This window comes from Pseudomonas sp. p99-361, from assembly GCF_003935475.1.
Lineage (GTDB): Bacteria > Pseudomonadota > Gammaproteobacteria > Pseudomonadales > Pseudomonadaceae > Aquipseudomonas > Aquipseudomonas juntendi.
On record NZ_RHQO01000018.1, the window covers coordinates 45,805 to 63,730 of the forward strand.

14 protein-coding genes are annotated in these 17,926 nt (G+C 56.2%); 4 read left to right on the plus strand and 10 right to left on the minus strand.

Annotated elements, in window-relative coordinates; translation table 11 throughout:
- Positions 1 to 21: 21 nt before the first annotated feature.
- Positions 22 to 246 (plus strand): hypothetical protein, encoded by a 225-nt coding sequence (locus EGJ22_RS10915; protein ID WP_010951451.1) that lies wholly within the window; start codon positions 22 to 24, stop codon positions 244 to 246.
- A 92-nt stretch (positions 247 to 338) separates the two neighbouring features.
- On the opposite strand, the gene EGJ22_RS10920 is transcribed toward EGJ22_RS10915, so the two are convergent.
- The 5 genes from EGJ22_RS10920 to EGJ22_RS10940 form a co-directional block, all read right to left on the minus strand.
- Complete coding sequence (locus EGJ22_RS10920; protein ID WP_010951452.1) at positions 339 to 2,336, minus strand: heavy metal translocating P-type ATPase; 1,998 nt, start codon at positions 2,334 to 2,336, stop codon at positions 339 to 341.
- Positions 2,337 to 2,538: 202 nt separating this feature from the next.
- Positions 2,539 to 2,862 carry a DUF2790 domain-containing protein gene (locus tag EGJ22_RS10925; RefSeq protein WP_003253432.1) on the minus strand — a complete coding sequence of 108 codons (324 nt, stop codon included), beginning with the start codon at positions 2,860 to 2,862 and terminating at the stop codon, positions 2,539 to 2,541.
- 162 nt (positions 2,863 to 3,024) lie between these two features.
- Positions 3,025 to 6,186 carry a CusA/CzcA family heavy metal efflux RND transporter gene (locus tag EGJ22_RS10930; protein ID WP_010951454.1) on the minus strand — a complete coding sequence of 1,054 codons (3,162 nt, stop codon included), beginning with the start codon at positions 6,184 to 6,186 and terminating at the stop codon, positions 3,025 to 3,027.
- Between the two features lie 24 nt (positions 6,187 to 6,210).
- The gene (locus tag EGJ22_RS10935) at positions 6,211 to 7,461 is read right to left on the minus strand and encodes an efflux RND transporter periplasmic adaptor subunit (protein ID WP_012269854.1); all 1,251 of its coding nucleotides are present in this window, start codon (positions 7,459 to 7,461) and stop codon (positions 6,211 to 6,213) included.
- A 68-nt stretch (positions 7,462 to 7,529) separates the two neighbouring features.
- Positions 7,530 to 8,801: a TolC family protein gene (locus EGJ22_RS10940; protein WP_010951456.1), complete on the minus strand. Its 1,272-nt coding sequence runs from the start codon at positions 8,799 to 8,801 to the stop codon at positions 7,530 to 7,532.
- Between the two features lie 403 nt (positions 8,802 to 9,204).
- On the opposite strand from EGJ22_RS10940, the gene EGJ22_RS10945 reads away from it, so the two are divergent.
- From EGJ22_RS10945 to EGJ22_RS10955, 3 genes are all read left to right on the plus strand, one after another.
- On the plus strand, positions 9,205 to 10,548 hold the full coding sequence (locus EGJ22_RS10945; RefSeq protein ID WP_003253422.1) for an OprD family porin: 1,344 nt from the start codon (positions 9,205 to 9,207) through the stop codon (positions 10,546 to 10,548).
- Between the two features lie 489 nt (positions 10,549 to 11,037).
- Positions 11,038 to 11,712, plus strand: a complete 675-nt coding sequence (locus tag EGJ22_RS10950) for a heavy metal response regulator transcription factor (protein WP_003253420.1) — start codon at positions 11,038 to 11,040, stop codon at positions 11,710 to 11,712.
- Positions 11,713 to 11,829: 117 nt separating this feature from the next.
- Positions 11,830 to 12,153, plus strand: a complete 324-nt coding sequence (locus EGJ22_RS10955) for a hypothetical protein (protein ID WP_010951457.1) — start codon at positions 11,830 to 11,832, stop codon at positions 12,151 to 12,153.
- 101 nt (positions 12,154 to 12,254) lie between these two features.
- On the opposite strand, the gene EGJ22_RS10960 is transcribed toward EGJ22_RS10955, so the two are convergent.
- The 5 genes from EGJ22_RS10960 to EGJ22_RS10980 all read right to left on the minus strand — a co-directional run bounded on the left by EGJ22_RS10960 (position 12,255) and on the right by EGJ22_RS10980 (position 17,707).
- Positions 12,255 to 12,782 (minus strand): hypothetical protein, encoded by a 528-nt coding sequence (locus EGJ22_RS10960; RefSeq protein WP_012269855.1) that lies wholly within the window; start codon positions 12,780 to 12,782, stop codon positions 12,255 to 12,257.
- A gap of 189 nt (positions 12,783 to 12,971) precedes the next feature.
- Positions 12,972 to 14,369 (minus strand): hypothetical protein, encoded by a 1,398-nt coding sequence (locus EGJ22_RS10965; RefSeq protein ID WP_223296393.1) that lies wholly within the window; start codon positions 14,367 to 14,369, stop codon positions 12,972 to 12,974.
- Positions 14,370 to 14,450: 81 nt separating this feature from the next.
- The gene (locus EGJ22_RS10970) at positions 14,451 to 14,852 is read right to left on the minus strand and encodes a hypothetical protein (protein WP_012269857.1); all 402 of its coding nucleotides are present in this window, start codon (positions 14,850 to 14,852) and stop codon (positions 14,451 to 14,453) included.
- 1,019 nt (positions 14,853 to 15,871) lie between these two features.
- On the minus strand, positions 15,872 to 16,273 hold the full coding sequence (locus EGJ22_RS10975; protein WP_064314242.1) for an RcnB family protein: 402 nt from the start codon (positions 16,271 to 16,273) through the stop codon (positions 15,872 to 15,874).
- A 141-nt stretch (positions 16,274 to 16,414) separates the two neighbouring features.
- On the minus strand, positions 16,415 to 17,707 hold the full coding sequence (locus EGJ22_RS10980; protein WP_029886434.1) for a sigma-54-dependent Fis family transcriptional regulator: 1,293 nt from the start codon (positions 17,705 to 17,707) through the stop codon (positions 16,415 to 16,417).
- Positions 17,708 to 17,926 lie beyond the last annotated feature (219 nt).

The following is a 17,926-nucleotide window of genomic DNA, read 5'->3' on the forward strand; positions in this document are numbered from 1 at the left end:
CTGAATGCTCGCGGAGTAGATATGCAAAAGAGTAAAAACAAACAGGACACCCTGGCGGCGATCAATGCGCTTGTCGAGATTGCGTATGATCAGGGATTTGCGGACGGACACGGAGTCGGCAATCAAGTCGGTTTCGTAGCCGGTGTCATGAGCCTCAAAGCTGCATTGGCCTGCGGCTTACGGCATGGCTCACCTGAGTGCGGAAAGGCCCTTGAAAGCCTCAAGCGCATCGGGATCGACGAGTGAGAGAAAAGTACGGGTCGTGCGCTGATCGCGCACGACCCGTACTTCTACTTCAGGTCATTTCCCTGCTTAGCTTCATGATTGAAGCTCAGGGATCAGGTGCTTCTGCGGTAGGCCAACAGGCGCAAGGCGTTGAAGACGACCAACAGTGTGGAGCCCTCATGGATCGCAACAGCGGCACCAATGCTCAAGCCCATGATGGTGGACGGAACCAGGATGGCCACAATCCCCAAGCTGACGAACAGATTCTGGTGGATGATCGATCGCGTGTGACGGCTCAGCCCCACCGCAAATGGGAGTTGCCTGATGTCGTCAGCCATAAGCGCGATATCAGCCGTTTCCAGGGCAACATCAGATCCAGCAGCCCCCATTGCGATACCAACGCTCGAACTGGCCATGGCAGGGGCATCATTGACGCCGTCACCCACCATGGCCACCTTGGCGCTAAGGCGCAGGTTTTTGATGGCCTTGACCTTGTCTTCCGGCATCAGGTCTCCCCACGCTTCATCTAAGCCAACTTGTTTGGCTACAGCCTCTGCAACGCGGTTGTGGTCTCCAGAAATCATGACCATGCGTTCGATGCCCATCTCTCTAAGCTTCTGGAGTGCCTCTTTGGCCCCCTCCCGGGGTGTGTCCAATAGCCCGATAGCGCCCAGATCCTTGTCAGCACGCCGTACCACCATGGTGGTACGGCCTGACTGACGTAGACGCTCCGCAGCCTCCAGGGCTGCCTTGCTGAGTGCGGGAATACCATTGGTACCGAACATCTCGACCTTGCCAATCCAGACGAACTGCCCATCAAGCTCAGCACGCACGCCGCGGCCAATCATGTTGCTCATGTTCTTGGCTTGGAATCGGCGCCGTGTGCCAATCATCTCTTCACCGTCACGCACAATTGCCGCAGCCAGCGGATGGTCGCTCATCGACTCCACAGCGATGGCGACGTTTAGCAGATCCTCGATCTGCGTGCCGCCTATGGGTATTACATCGGTGATACGTGGGCGCCCTTCGGTCAGGGTACCGGTCTTGTCGAATGCCATGGCATTCAATGATCCAAGCTCTTCAAGTGGCGCACCGCCCTTGATCAGCACGCCACCTCGGGCTGCCCTGGCGATGCCAGAGAGAATGGCGCTTGGTGTAGCGATCGCGAGCGCGCAGGGGCTGGCTGCAACCAGTACGGCCATCGCCCGGTAGAACGAGTCACGGAACGGCTCGTCAAGGAAAATGCCGGCAAATAGCAGCCCGACTACCAGCAGTAAAACCAACGGGACGAATATGCGTTGGAAGCGGTCCGTGAATCGCTGGGTCGGTGACTTCCTGACTTCGGCTTCACTGACCATCTTGATGACCCGCGCCAAGGTACTCTCCGTAGAGCGCCGGGTTACCTCAACCTCGATGAGCGTTTCGCCATTGATGGTACCGGCGAAGACTTTCGAGGCTGCATCCACTGCATCTGGCTTGCTGCGTGCGAGTTCGGCATCAGGAACAGGTTGCTTGTCCACGGGGACGCTCTCACCGGTTACTGGCGCCTGGTTGATACTTGAGGAGCCTACGACTACAAAACCATCGGCCGGCAGGCGGTCATTGGGGCGCACGATGACAACGTCACCGGGAACCAGCAGCTCCACGGGCATCTCCACCGTGCCATTTGCTCTGCGTACGATCGCGGTGGCTGGTGCGAGCTTGGACAGTGCCTCAATCGCTTTCTTGGCCCGCCCCATCGCGTAGCTTTCAAGGGAATGCCCCAGACTGAACAGGAACAGCAGCAGAGCCCCCTCCGCCCAGGCGCCGATGCTCGCGGCACCGACTGCGGCGAGAAGCATCAGCGAGTCGATCTCGAAGCGTTTCTGACGGATGTTGGTAACCGCTTCCTTAGTGGTGAACCATCCACCGAACACGTAGGCCGACACGTACAGAATCAGAGGCAGACGATCAATCAGGCCAAGTTTTCCTGCGAGAGCTCCGGCACCCAGGAGAGCACCACAGATCAGCGCGAAAATCAGCTCTGTGTTCATTCCAAAAATGCCGCCATGCTCATGGCTATGACCTTCATGCCCGGCTTGGTCATCAGGGCGTTCAAGCAAACTCTTCATAACTCGTCCCTTCTGGGGTCAAGGCTTCCAATTGCCCTCTGCAGTTGGGGAGCCGTCTCTGTTGGTTGGCTAAGATCTATTGCACGGTTTGCCCGAGCCCAGGCGTTAACATTTCGAAGCTATGGGGTATCGGGCGTAATAAAAAATGCCAGGCACTGCCTGGCATTTATGAATTCTCTAATTGTTCTGTTCAAATCGTTTACTACTTGTTGTTGATGCATTGCGAATACATCGAGTAACGAACAGTCTTGAGCGTGCCCTGGGAGTCCTCGAAGGTCATCAACCGTGGATAGACCTGGCAGGTACGGGGGTCCTGCGACTGACGTACGAATTTCGCAACGTCTATCTTCATGCCATATTTGTAATCCTGAATCTCTGGCATTGGCTTGCCATTTTTCTCCGCGTACTTGGCCACTGCGGTCTGGTGTTCCTTGGTGTATTGAAGCTGCTTGCTCTCGGAGAAAGTGTTGGCCTGCGAAGCCACCGAGAAAACAACAAGTGCAGCAGCGATAATTAGCTTTTTCATAAAACCCTCTCAATTTCAAAACTTCTCGGGCGTAACCTTAGCAATGCATAGGCATCACCGGCATGACGAGAAACTTACAATTTTGAAAGGTAAGTGCATCTACTTCACTTTAAACAAAAAAGCCCACAACACGTGTTGTGGGCTTCTCTTTAGCGGAGGCTGTTAGCTAACCACTTCGGCCTCGTCGCCGTCTTCATCCTTGCGGTGTGCCCAGTGATACAGGGCAGGCAGTACCAGCAAGGTCAGTGCGGTGGAGGACAGGATCCCGCCAATCACCACCGTCGCCAATGGCCGCTGAACTTCGGCACCGGTGCCGGTGGCCAAAGCCATCGGGATGAAGCCCAGGGACGCTACCAAGGCTGTCATCAGAACAGGTCGCAGACGGGTCAATGCACCTTCATCGACTGCCTGTCTGAGCGTTCGTCCCTCCTCCCTTAGCCCGCGGATGAAGGCAATCATCACCAGGCCGTTCAGTACTGCAACGCCGGACAGTGCAATGAAGCCGACACCTGCCGAGATCGACAGTGGGATGTCCCGCAGCCACAACGCCACAACACCACCGGTGAGTGCGAATGGAATACCGGTGAAGACCAGCATGCCGTCCTTCAGGTTGTTGAACATCAGGAACAACAAGGTCATGACCAGCAGCAAGGCGACTGGAACAACGATCTGCAGGCGTTTGGCAGCCGACTGCAGCTGCTCGAACTGGCCCCCCCAAGTCGTCCAGTAGCCCGCAGGGATTTGCACCTTCTTGTCCAGCGATGCGGTCGCCTCCTCAACGAAGGACCCCAGATCGCGGCCTCGAACGTTGGCGCTGACGATAACCAGACGTTTGCCGTTCTCGCGGCTGATTTGGTTCGGGCCCAGTTGCAGGTCCAGATTGGCGACCTGGGACAGCGGGATGAAGCCGATCTGATTGGCACCCTGTGCCGCATTGGCAGGTACCGGGATCAGCAAGCTGGACATACCCGCTACGTCGGTGCGAACGGTCTCTGGTAGGCGTACTACCATGTCGAACCGACGGTCGCCCTCATACAGCGTGCCGGCCTGACGGCCACCCACGGCGATAGCGATCGAGTTCTGAACATCCGCGATGTTCAGGCCGTAGCGTGCTGCTTTTTCGCGGTCAATGTTGATGGTCAGCACCGGCAGGCCGGATGTCTGCTCAACTTTCACTTCCGATGAGCCCGGGACCGCTTTGAGCGCTGCCGCGATCTTGTTGGCGGTGTTGTTGAGCACGTCCATGTCATCGCCGAAGACTTTCACAGCGACGTCACTACGCACGCCCGAAATCAGCTCGTTGAAACGCAGTTGGATTGGCTGCGACAACTCGTAGTTGCTTCCTGGAACACCCGCTGCGGCCTTCTGCACTTCAGCAATCAGCTCATCACGAGGCTTCTTCGGGTTAGGCCACTGATCCTGAGGCTTGAGCATGATGTAGGCGTCAGAGGCGTTCGGCGGCATCGGGTCAGATGCAATTTCTGCGGTACCCGAGCGTGCGAACATCCGCTCAACTTCAGGCACCTGCGCAATCACCGCTTTCTCCAGACGCTGCTGCATCTCGACAGATTGAGTGAGGCTCGTTCCAGGCACACGCATGGCCTGCATCGCAAAGTCACCCTCACTGAGGCTTGGGATGAACTCGCTACCCATACGACTTGCCAGCAAACCACTGAGCACGACCAAGGCTACTGCGGCCGAGAAAGCGATGTTCCGATGTCCCAGCACCCATTGCAGAACCGGTTCATAGCGCAGTCGAGCTGTGCGCATGACCACGCCTTCCTCTTCCTTCACCTTGCCAGTGACGAACATGGCAATAGCTGCAGGAACAAAGGTAACGGACAGGACCATTGCACCCAGCAGCGCCATCACAACGGTGAAGGCCATCGGGTGGAACATTTTGCCTTCGACGCCGGTGAGGGCGAAGATCGGCAGGTACACCACCATGATGATCAGCTGACCGAAGATCAGCGGCCGGCGAGCTTCTCGCGCCGCGGCAAAGACCTCGTGGAAGCGTTCGGTTTTGGTGAGCATGCGGCCATGCTTATGTTGCGCATGAGCCAGTCGACGGATCGCGTTTTCTACAATAACCACGGCACCGTCGACGATGATGCCGAAGTCGAGTGCCCCCAAACTCATTAAGTTGGCACTGACCTTGTTGTTGAACATGCCTGTGAAGGTGAACAGCATGGACAGCGGAATCACCATCGCGGTGATCAGAGCCGCACGGATGTTGCCGAGGAACAGGAACAGAATGGCGATAACCAGGATCGCGCCTTCCACCAGGTTCTTCTTCACCGTCGCGATGGCTTTTTCAACCAGGTTGGTACGGTCGTAAACAGTCACAGCCACCACGCCCTTTGGCAGGGTGCGGTTGATGTCCGCCAATTTGGCGGCGACAGCTTGAGATACGGTGCGGCTGTTTTCACCAATCAGCATGAACACGGTACCGAGCACGACTTCGCGGCCGTTCTCAGTAGCAGCACCTGTACGGAGCTCTTTACCGATGCTGACGTCAGCAACGCTGCTGATGCGAATCGGTGCACCATCCACACTGGTGATCACGATGTTGGCGATGTCTTCGATATTGCCTACCTGACCCGGTGCACGGATGAGCAACTGTTCACCATTACGCTCGATGTAGCCGGCACCGACGTTGGCGTTGTTACTTTCCAACGCTGCGACCAGGTCATTGAGTGTCAGCTTGTAGGTAGCCAGGCGCTTTGGATCCGGCGCAACCAGGAACTGCTTGGCATAACCGCCGATGGTATTGATCTCGGCCACACCCGGGACGTTACGCAGCTGAGGCTTGATGATCCAGTCCTGGATCACGCGCAGGTCGGTCGGGGTGTACGGCGTACCGTCCTCTTTGACCGCGCCATCTTCGGCTTCAACAGTCCACAGGAAGATCTCGCCGAGGCCGGTAGATACCGGACCCATGACGGCCTCTACACCTTCTGGCAGCTGTTCCTTCGCAACCTGCAGCCGCTCGTTGATCAACTGGCGGGCAAAGAAGATGTCAGTGCCATCCTTGAAGATCACGGTGACCTGAGACAGGCCAGAGCGAGACAGGGAACGGGTCTGCTGAAGACCCGGGAGACCGGCCATGGCCGTTTCAACTGGAAACGTGATCCGTTGTTCGGTTTCCAAGGGCGAGTAACCAGGCGCTGCAGTGTTGATCTGCACCTGGACGTTGGTGATATCGGGTACCGCATCGATGGGCAGCTTTTGATAGCTGTAGATACCGATACCCGCCATGATCAGAACGGCGATCATTACTACGATGCGCTGCTCGATGGCGAATCTGATGATACGTTCAAACATGAGAAATCATCCTGTCAGTTCGCATCAGTGACCGTGTTCGGCAGAAGCTTTGCCGAGCTCGGACTTGAGTGTGAAGCTGCCACTGGTTGCTACCTGGGCGCCGGCTTCAATACCGTCGATGATTTCCACGTACCCATTGTCGCGGCGACCCAGTTTTACCGGGCGGGTGTCAAAGCCATCTGGGGTGCGTACGAATACCGAAGGTTTGTCTTCAACGGTCTGCACAGCGTGCTCAGGGACCGCTACGGCAACTCGATCGGTCTGGAAGGTGACCGCAATGTTTACGAACAGGCCTGGACGCCAGGCGCCGTTGGGGTTGGTCAAGGTGACGCGGACAGTAGCTGCACGGTTTTGCTCGCCCAGCAGGCTGCCGACATAACCCACCTTCCCTTCGACCTCGACGTTCATGTCAGGCGAAGAGACTTTCACTGCACGGCCAGTCGTGACCTTGCCCAGATCTGTCGGCGGAACTGCGAAGGTCGCCCAGACCTGATTCAGGTCGGAAAGGATGAAGGCGTTGGTCGCCTCGCTGACGACTTCGCCGACGGTCAGGTGTTTCTCCACTACCACGGCGTCGAAGGGAGCGCGGAGCTCGTAACGATTACCGCCAACGGAGTTAACCGAGGCACCGATTGCGCCGACCTTCTGCTTGGCGTTGGCCAAGGAGATCTCCGCTTCTTGCAGCGCTTGGCGTGCTTGGAGGTAGTCTTGCTCTGCAGAGATCTTGTCCTGCCACAGTTGCTTCTCACGTTCGAAGGTCACACGCGCCAGTTCGACGCGACGCTGTGCGGCCTGTTGTTCGCTGCGCAGGTCAGAGATCTGCTGGCTGGCGATTACCGCGAGGACTTGCCCTTTCTTGACCGTCTCGCCCAGGTTGGCCTGGACAGCCTCAACAACGCCAGGAACACGAGGAACCACGTGGGCAGTACGATCTTCGTCGAAGCGAATTTCGCCAGGGAAGCTCACGACGGTACCGAGGTCACGAGGCGCTGCAGCTTCCAGGGCAACACCAGCGGCCTTGATCTGTTCAGCGCTGAGCGTCAGCTTGCCCTCTTCTTCACCGCCCTCTTCGCTGTGGCCTTCTTCACCATGGCCCTCATCACCTTCCTCTTTGGCGGCAGATGCGGCTTTCTTTTCGTCGCCATGGCCATCGTTAGCGCCATGCTCGGCAGTACTGGCGGCCTGCTGTCCGGAACTGTTGTTCCAGGCAAGGCTGCCAAATCCGAGGGCTGCCACAGCGGCTACCGCGAGGGCGATCTTGCGTTTGTTATCCATTGCTACTCCTGCTGATCGTAGGCACCGGCTTGTTCAAGGCTGTGTGCCGAAGAAAATGTTTGGCCCGTTCAGCGAGTGCCGGCGGTTGAGCCGACTTCGCCATAAACCCTTTCCACCTGCGCACGCGCATTGGTCGCCGCTGCCAACGATTCGAGGTATTGGCCACGAGCGACGATCAAGGTGCGCTGGGCATCCAGCACTTCGATGAAACCGAATTTGCCCATCTCGAAGCCGCGGGTTGCGGTCTCTACGGCTTGTTGGGCTGAAGGCAGAATGGTCTTGTCGTAGGACTCGACCTCCTGCATGGCGGTGGACCATTGGTTCAACGCGGTTTGGGTTTCGGTGCGCAGGCGCAGCTCAACAGCATTGCGCTGGTCCCGGGCCTGATCTGCACGACGAGAAGCGGAAAGAATGTTGCCCTGGTTACGATCGAACAGCGGCAAAGGCATAGACAGGCCCACAGTGTTGACCCGCTCGCGCACAGAGCGGTCGTACTGGCTACCTACACTGACAGTAAGGTTCGGGATACGCTGAGCTTTCTCTGAGCCGAGCGAGGCATCGCTCTTGTCTATCTGCACCACGGCCTGACGCATTTCTGCTGTTTGGTCGAGCTTAGCCAGCAGATCTTCAGTGCGAGGTGGCAAGCCCGGGGAGAGGGTTGGCGATTCGAGTCGATCAAACACGGTGACTGAGCTCCCGGTAATTTGAGCGAGCTGTTGGTAAGCGGTCGCTTTTTCCGTTTCTGCACGTCGAACTTGCAGCTGGGCTTCGGCCAGTTGCACTTGAGCGCGGGTCGCCTCCACTGGGGACGACTTACCTGCGCGAACACGGCCATCGACGATGCGAAGACCGCGCTCAGTCAGTTCGAGAGATTGCTTGGCCAGGTCGAGACCTGTCTGGGCCCGCAACGCGGCGTAAAAGGCTTGGACGACATCTGCACGCAGGCCGTTAACGCGACGGTCTAACTCAAGCTGTGCGGCGGTCTGCCCGTATGTGGCGACGTCAACACGAGCCCCCCGCTTACCGCCCAGCTCAAGGGTCTGGCTGAGAGAGACAGTCGTCTGGCTGGTGTTACGACGGGTGTCTTCCACGTCATACGAGATTGTGGGGTTGGGGATAAGCCCGGCCTGCTTGCGAGCACCATCAGCGATCCCAATTTCTTGCCTGGCCGCGGCCAGGTCTGGGTTGGCATCCATGGCCGTCGAAAGCGCCTGGGGCAAGCTGATGCTTTGGGCAAGGGCTGCAGGCGCCATCAACCCAGAGATGACTGCACAGAGTGCAGCGATCTTCCAGGGCGAGACGGGGGTCTTGGGTAAGACATTGCGGTTATACCGGGGCACTTTGATGGTCCTCGTGCACAAACTTCGATAAAGCTTGGCGAGAACGCCGAAACAGCTGCCAAGCCCCACTTGATTAGGTGATGGCACTCTAATGAGCGGTAGCTATCAGAGGGGTGGCTAGAAAATTACAATTCCGTAAGGATGTCCTGTAATGCCCGAAAATACTGGGAAACCAAACCCGACACGATGATTTCGTTACAAGCAACGGAGATGGCAAACACGCGGTGCGAAGGCCCGAACAACAGGTAGATGACGAAATTGTAATTTTCCTATCACCCCCCCGTTATCTTCGGCCTGCAAATATGAGCTCGCGCTACGCTAGGCGCGCCGCCTGGTCAGAACAATTAACGACACCCGCGCCGGTAAACATAATAAAAACTGCCGTGAATCAAAGGAGCATCGGATGAAAATCAAAGTACCACTGTATTTGGCGGCAGTTTCTGCGCTGTCTGGAAGCTATGCTATTTCGGCACAAGCTGAAGACAAGCCAGAAGGCTTCATTGAAGGCAGCAGCCTTACAGTGTTGAACCGTAACTTCTACTTCAACCGTGATAACCGCGACAGCACCGCCCCCACTTACAACAGTGGCAAGGGCAATACGAACGGCTACTCCGAAGCCTGGGCGCACGCGATCATCAGCAAATTCAACTCCGGGTTTACCCAAGGTACCGTTGGCTTTGGCGTTGATGCCTTTGCCATGATCGGCCTCAAGCTCGACACCGGTGATGGGCGCAACGGCGGCCGTAGCTCCTTCGACGTGCTGCCCGTTGATAACAAGGGTGAAGCTCGCGACGAATACACCAAGGTCGGCGGCGCAGCCAAAGTCCGCTTGTTCGATACCATCGTGAAAGTGGGTGATGTCTTCCCATCGACCCCGGTCGTCGCATCGGGTGACTCTCGCCTGCTGCCAGAGAGTTTCCGCGGTGTGACCGTTGAGAACACCAGCATCCAGGGCCTTACCCTCCAGGGTGGTCGTCTGCATGCGATGAGCCAGCCGGTCTCAAGCAACCTGAACGACAACTTCGTGACGTTCTACGGCGGCCCGGTCAACTCGCCATGGATCGGTTACGGTGGCGGTGACTACTCGATCAACGACAACTGGACTGTGAGCGTCTACGCCAGCCAGCTGAAAGACGTCTGGAATCAGTACTACGCCGGCACAAGCGTGGTTTACCCGCTGAGCGACGATCTGGCGCTGATCGGTGGCTTCAACTACTACAAAGCCGTAGATGAAGGTAAGAAGCGCCTGGGTGAATTCGACAACAACATCTGGAGTGCCAAGGTCGGTGTGCGTTACGGTGCCCACACCCTGGCCCTGTCGCATCAGCGCAACAACGGCGACGACGATTTCGACTACCTGCGTCAGTCGGACTCGATTTTCGTCGACAACTCCATCCAGTACAGCGACTTCAACTCGCCGAAAGAGCGTTCCTGGATGCTGCGCTATGACCTGAACTTCACCAGCTACGGCATTCCAGGCCTGACGTTCATGACGCGCTACGCCAGAGGCTCGGGTGCGGATTACTCGAACGCTAACCAGTTCTACATGCGCACCGACGACAACGGCAACCCGCTCGACAATCAGAAGCGTTGGGAGCGTGACGTCGAAGTCAAATACGTTGTCCAAACCGGTCCGGCAAAAGATCTGTCCTTCCGGTTGCGCCAGGCAACCACGCGTGCCACTGCTTTCGAATCGGATCTGGATGAAACTCGTGTAATCATCGAGTACCCGCTTTCGATTCTGTAATTCGCTAACTGGGCCAGTTATCCATTGGCGGGTCCTGTTAGTAAAACGAGCATTACGCATTCACCTTGAGTGGCTTAAGTGCTCCTTTGGTAAAAGGTGGATATTTGGCGCCCATTGGGCGCCTTTTTTTTGCCTAAAATTCAAGTAGGCGTTCGATTGTACGCATCGCATGCCGGTGAAGTTCATGACTACACCAATGACCAGTCTCTTCAATGTGAGCGACCTCGCCGTCATCTGAGCGGAACGAAGCCAGCACAAAGAAGAAAATAACCCAATACTTCATAAGGTCAAATCACCTGCTGGAGAGAGGGCCCGCAACTGTCAAACCCAAACCGCGACAAGATATACCGCCAGACTATCAACTGTATTACCTAGAAATTACAAATCCGTCATTTGAGCCCCGGCACGCTCATTTTGATTTACCATCCCTTTCAATAATGCCGGCGCGCGTGCGCGGTTAATTGCTCAGTGATATCGAGACAAAATCCCATGCGAATTCTGGTAATTGAGGATGAAGTAAAAACTGCGGAGTATGTGCGTCAAGGTCTGACGGAATGTGGCTATGTCGTAGATTGCGTCCACACCGGGTCAGATGGATTATTCTTGGCTAAGCAGCACGAATATGAGCTGATTATCCTGGATATAAATCTGCCAGAGATGGACGGTTGGCAGGTCCTTGAGTTGTTGCGTCGTAAAAACTGCCCTTCCCGTATCATGATGCTGACGGCGAGAAGCCGGCTGGCGGATAAGGTCCGGGGGCTGGAGAACGGAGCAGATGACTACCTGATCAAGCCATTTGAGTTCCCTGAGCTGCTGGCCCGGGTTCGCGCCTTGATGCGCAGGTCAGATCACCCTGCATCCGTAGAGGTCATTCGCGTCGCTGACCTGGAGCTTGATCAGAGCCGGCACAGGGCATTCAGGGACGGTCAGCGCATTGACCTGACCACGAAAGAATTCGCGTTACTGCATTACCTGATGCGTAATACCGGTGTGGTGCTGAGCCGCACCCAAATTATTTCGCAGGTTTGGGATATGAATTTTGACTGCGACACAAACGTTGTAGAGGTGTCGATTCGAAGACTCAGAGCCAAGATAGATGACCCTTTCGAGACCAAACTGATACATACGCTTCGGGGCGTAGGGTATGTGCTTGAAAAACGATAGTTGCCAAGCTCTCTAGTACCGAAAATCCGCTACATGCTCCCGTCGCTTGCGAACTTGAGGTTTCTGTTTACGATCCGCGGCGCTGATTCCTCACTCAACAAATGAGGTAGGCTGTACATGAGGTATAGCATTGATTATCAGCAGGTTTCGCAAGGACAATCCGATGCCAGCATTGATGCCTGTCCAGCTGACATTGTCTTCAACAGCGACCATGGCCTAGCTCTTATCCCGTGCGTTGGCGATGTTATCAACCTCCCCTCTACGGCGGTCAAAGAAGGGGTTTGCGGCATCGTTAGATCAAGGATTTTCAATTATCTCAGAGGTCCTGAAGAGCTGTACTGTCACGTCAATATTCTCGTTGAGGAGGCGGACATCAATTTCGAAAGTCTCATCTCGGAATACATGCGCAATCAGTCACGTGCTCGCTCGCCTTCTTCATAAAGTCGAAGGCGGGCCAGTCCATTAATGGTTGTGTATGGGTGAGGGTTCAGCAGAGCGAGCGCCTACTGAGCACCAGAGATGAATAGTCACAGCCTAGTGGTTTAACGCGGTACTGCTGGTGTACGCAGGGCCGGACTCATTGTTTTTTGAATGGCGCATTGCAGCACATAGAAATATAAAACCCCGGAAGCAAATACGATTGCGGACAGATAAGCAAACTCAGAGTCTAAAACCCCGGAAACCATATACAATTTAATCGTGATAGAACCCATAATAATTCCGGTACAGTACATGACGCCTGTGAACTGATTGCCCAAAAAACTCAGTATGCCGCTGAAGGCATTGTTCGCACTCAACAGCATTGCTTTCAGTATCGTCCAGCCGAGAACTGGCAGAAAAGCCTTGATCATGAAGGCGAATAACATCGACGATGCAAACAGTTTTATCGGGGTTTCTGCCCACGGCTTGATGGTGCCGTCTACTTCAACGCCGGTATACAAGATGATATTCAGAATAATCGCCATAAGGGTGCATATGCCGAGGCGTATCATTTCCCGCTTAAGCGGGGCCATCATTATCACTGCGTGAATCTTGTTTCCAAAGTATCGTTTTAGTCCTTGGATCGACATTTTTCTTCCTATGCTCTCGGGTATGACGCTGTTGTAGCGTTGTATGACGGTCATGCTTTTACCCGAAGAGAGGTGACGCTTCAACGGTCCTGAATTGCGCAGGGGATCTCATGTCCTTCCCCTGGCTGGGTAGCTTGCTGAGAAATTCTCATCTACCTGCGTGGCAACGATGCGGCCACCCCGCCGCCGTCAGAGCTCTGGAGGACTGGCTGCTGTCAGCAACTCATCGAGTGACGGAACCTTAGCGTTTGCACTGAGGACGAGTGTTCTGGATCGGAGTATGGATACATCAAAGAAAGATTCGCACTCGACTCTTCCGTTTACTTCTCTCCAGTGGGTGACTTCTGGTATCAACTCATTAGGCACCGGGTATAGTGCCATAGGGTTATGGAATACCTCCACTTCAGCAGACCACGGCTCGTAGCCATATTGCGGCCAGAGCTGACCGTAGTCGCTGGACGCTACATCCAACAGAAATGGGATACCTCGTGATGCTCCCGGAGAACGGTCGAAAAACTCACCAAACCGCAAGTATCGGTACCCGTCTAGATGAGCTCCACCTGAGATCGGCACTCGGCTGAGCTTTGGCACTGTGCAGGCATTGGTGAAAATGACCGCTGAAAGATGGGCATTTTCCATTAGCGTAAATAGGCCGTTGGGGCGCCCTGATAGCAGAGATGTCTCTTCCTCCACAGTTATCAGGTGCGTACCACGATGCGCAGATGAGTGAACTGCAAAGCCATAGAGATAGCTGATGAGCGACTCCCTGCTCCACAGCATTGAACTGGGCGCATGGAAATCGGCTAAGGCCAGAATGAGCGGCTTACCCTCCACGTGCGGTAGGGATTCGTAACGCTTGTCCAATTTGTTTTGGATGGTCCTCGCAAACCTTTCTGCAGCCGCTCCTAAGAAACGCTCATGTCGGTCAGCGGGTGGGGGGACCGGCGAGGCGCCAAAATGCTCATACCGCTCTTCCGGGTTGGCTGTCACTGCTTCAACCCAGGCCTCATCTCCCAGCCTATTCTCGATGTGAAAATCGGGTGATTCTTTAGGCTGGGTGACCAAGAGTCCCTGTTCACGAAAAATCGCTAATAGGTGGGCTTCCCAGAGGCGGGTGTGAAAATTCTCAGTCTGGCAATCGGGAACCCAATTTCTGTCTGGGGATGGCAGTGCGAGATACAGTTGATTCAGCGCCCACGCCCCAATACGGCGGCTTGGATCAAATAGTGATTTGAACACCACGCTTGGTGTGCGCTTACCCATTCTGCTTAGAGGAGCACGTCGTCGTTCACCTGAAGGGAGTGGAAGCGGATGGGCTTGGGTATAGAGAAAATGGCTGATTGAGGCGCGGGCTTCGGACTCGCCAGTGGTGCACTCACCATGGCTGAGGAGCACCCACACGCTATCGACACGACGCCGCAAGGTGACAATTCCGAAGCTGCCGGAATTGATATTTCGGGTTAGAGCGGCACAAGAAATTCCGTCCTCACTAAGCCATGCCCCTACTGGCGGGCTGTCCCCAAACCCCAACCCTCGTGGAAGCGACAAAGCGATTAGATCGAACATCGGCGCAGCAATTTCTTTCATTCGCTGATCTCGGCAGCCGTCAAAATGCATTCCATCAATGCCTCGGAGCGTGCCCGCCGGCGATGGCATCGGTGGAGGTACCTATTGAAGAAGGGGGCCTTGTTCCACCAGGACATCTCGGTTGGTGAAGATGGTCTCAATGGTTGCAGCCTCGGCAGCCACATGAGTCTTTCGCGTGATCTCTTCAAGGGCCAGTTCGAGCCGGTAGTCTTGGAAATACTCGTACAGCTTTTCAGAGCTCTCGGATATCTCCTCCCCACCATTCTTCGCGAACAAGATGTGGATGATCGCTGCGAGTGGGAGAGAGATGTCGAGATCCTTCTCTTCTGCATCTGAATCCGAGTTCAAACCGTCGAAATACCTCTCCAGATGACTCTGGAGCTCCTCAAGCCAGAACTGAGATAGGTTGCTTGGAAGGGAGCTTTCAGGCCCGGTCAGAAGGACTTCATCTCTGAATAGAGCCAGCAGATTGGGGTTTGCCATGGAGGACCTCACGATTAGATTTGAGAGCAACTGGTCAGCATAGTCCACCTCAAGATGACCACCTCCTTGACGCCCATCCTGGTGCTCCTGAGCATCAGACGAGTGAATCGCCCCGAAACCTGTAGATACAAAATGACCGCTTCTCGCCGTTAGCTGCCTTTCTTGAAGGACAGCTTTGGGTCGATAGCGGCCTTCGTGGAGGTTGGTGTCTACGGGGTCGGTTTAGTCAATCTGAATCTCCGGTTTCACCTCCGTGAGGCCGGCCATCGTCATGCATCAGATCTTGATTGACACGCGTGCCGCTTTGGATAGCCTTGCAATTGAGGGCTGCAACTGCGCATTTGTCGGGCCTGGGTACCAGCATGAGCCCCCCGCAATTTTGGCAGCAGAGGAAGCTGGTTCCTCTGAAGTAGTGACGGCGGGCATTGCCAGTCGGATTCTGAACCCAAGGTCGCCAGACTAGGAGCTAAAGGATCGCTGCGACTACTCCTCATCCCTTACCGAAAAGTCACGCGTCGGTCGTAAACGGCCCTTTCCAGGCCAATCAACTTTTGTGATTGGTGAGTAGGGATTTCTCGGCTTTTCTGTGAAAAGCACCCCTTCATTTCACAAAAAAAATGGCGAAGATTCCAATTTCACGGGGTCTGGCCTATCACCTATTTTGTGAACCTACACCGGCCGGGTTCAAAGTCTGACACCTACCGGTCACCAAAAAAAACCGCTACTGCGTAGTGCCTGTCAGTTAAGCGTTACTGGGGCTGCTTTGCAGCCCTTCGCGGGCACGCCCGCTCCCACATGTTTGGCGCTGAACTCACGAAATGCGCGATCCCCTGTGGGAGCGGGCGTGCCCGCGAAGGGTCGCACAGCGGCCCCACATTACTCAACTGACAGGCACTTCACTACTGCGGGTTTTTTGCGAAGCGTTCGAGGCAGGCACCACATGGTGATCGAACATGCCCGAGCACATCCTGGCGCGTAGTTCAGCCCCAGTTGCTAACTGAGCAGCGTGTTCCCACACATCAGTAGCCGCTGAGAATATTGACAATCACTCCGCTGGCGATGGCGACCAGTACGTAGTCACCGTTCACGTACAACCAGCGGTGATCGCGCGGAGGTGCATACAGGTGACGCGCCTTCCAGTCGGTTACCCAGTAACGGTCACCACGGTAATGCGGGTCGACCACATGGCCGCGGCGCCACTGCTGGTGGGGTACCGGCATACCTTTTTGCGGGTGGAAGTTCGGGTCGCGATAAGCAGGCCCGCGGCCGTTGTCGTGGCGGCCCTGCGGCTGAGCGTGGGGCGGGTTGCCTGGGTGCCCTGGGCCGCCATCATGACGGTCAGGTGGGCCAGGCTGCGCGAAGCTTGCCAGAGGTGCGCTGAGCATCAGCGCCGCGCAAATCATGGTCAGGGTCTTTTTCATCGTTGCGGTCCTCTGTGTATTAACGCCCGGCTGAATCTTTCAGTTACCGGGTACGGTTAACCAATCAGACCATGAACCAGGTCGTTTAATGTCAGGACAGCGGTAAAGGTCCGGTAAAGGTGGCCTGGCAAAAACACGAAGCTAGCGTAGCCCAAGCGCTTTCAAGCGACGGTACAGCGTGCGTTCGCTCATGCCCAAATGAAGCGCCAGCTCACTGCGCGAACCTTTGAACTGTTCCAGAGCCTGGGCCAGTTCACCGAGGTCACGGCGCTTTGCGCCACGGCTCACCGGCGTTTGCGCGCCGATGTCCTCAGGCAGGTGCTCCGGCCTGATCACCCCATCATCAGCGAACAACCGCGCCCGTTCCAGAACATTGCGCAGCTCGCGGATGTTGCCCGGGAACGGATGCAAGGCAAGGCGCTGCAAGGCATCGTCACTCAAGCTGGGGACCGATGTGCCCGCCATGCGTTGCAGCAGGCTCTGCGCCAGCAAGGGAAGGTCCTCTACCCGCTCACGCAGTGCCGGCAGGCGAATCGGGAAGCCGCTGATGCGGTAGTACAGGTCTTCACGGAAGCTGCCATCGGCAACCATTTGCCTGAGGGGTTTGTGCGTTGCCGATACTAGGCGGAAATCCGAATGCACTGTGCGCAGGCTGCCTACCGGGCGGAAGCTGCCAGACTCGATCAGACGCAACAGCTTCACCTGCATCGCCAGCGGCACTTCACCAATTTCATCAAGGAACAGCGTGCCGCCATGGGCGGCTTCGGCCAGGCCGATCTTGCGCTGGTTGGCACCAGTGAATGCGCCTTTTTCGTACCCGAACAGTTCGCTCTCGAACAATGACTCGGTCAAGCCGGTGCAGTCCACCACCACCAGTGGGCCGTTTGCCCTGGCGCTACCCATGTGCAGCGCACGGGCGAACAGCTCCTTGCCGGTGCCTGACTCACCTTGCAGCAAGACGGGGATCTGCGCTGGCGCCGCGCGTTGCAGGCTGGCCAGGGCTGCCTTGAAGGCCGGCGCACGGCCGACCAGCCCTTGCTCTTGCGGCTGGGCCGAGGCCAGCGTGATGGTGGTCAAGCGTTCGACAAAGGCTACGACCGTACCCTGTTCGTCCAGGATCGGCCGCAGCTCTACATCCACGTGCTCGGGCCCGCGTGGCGTGTGATGAATGTGCAACACACGCTCCGCGACCTTGCTGTCCCAGGCTTTGCGCATCGGGCAATGCTCGCCAGCCTGGTCGCATGGCACGGCATAGTGGTGCGACACCCTGTGGCACTTTTCCCCTAGGGGTGCTTGTTCGTGCTGGCCGAACTGGCGGCGATACGCAGCATTGGCTGCCAGGATGTTGTAGTCGGTATCCAGCACGATGGTCGGCAGGGCATCGTGCTCGAGGTAGGAAACCAGCGCCAGGATAAACGGATGGGTTTCAGGCATGACAGCACCGTTCGGATGATGGATGCAGGGTAACAAGGACTGCCAAACACTGCCATTGGCTGACAGTCGACTGCCAATCATGCTGCCAATTCAGCCAGGCGCTGTCAGCACTGCTCCGGTTTCGTTGGGCCCGGCACGATAAAGAGCCTGGCATGCATCTTGATAAACCTCTTGTCACTGCCTACGCCTTGAATAGACGCGTCGGATAACTGGAGAACG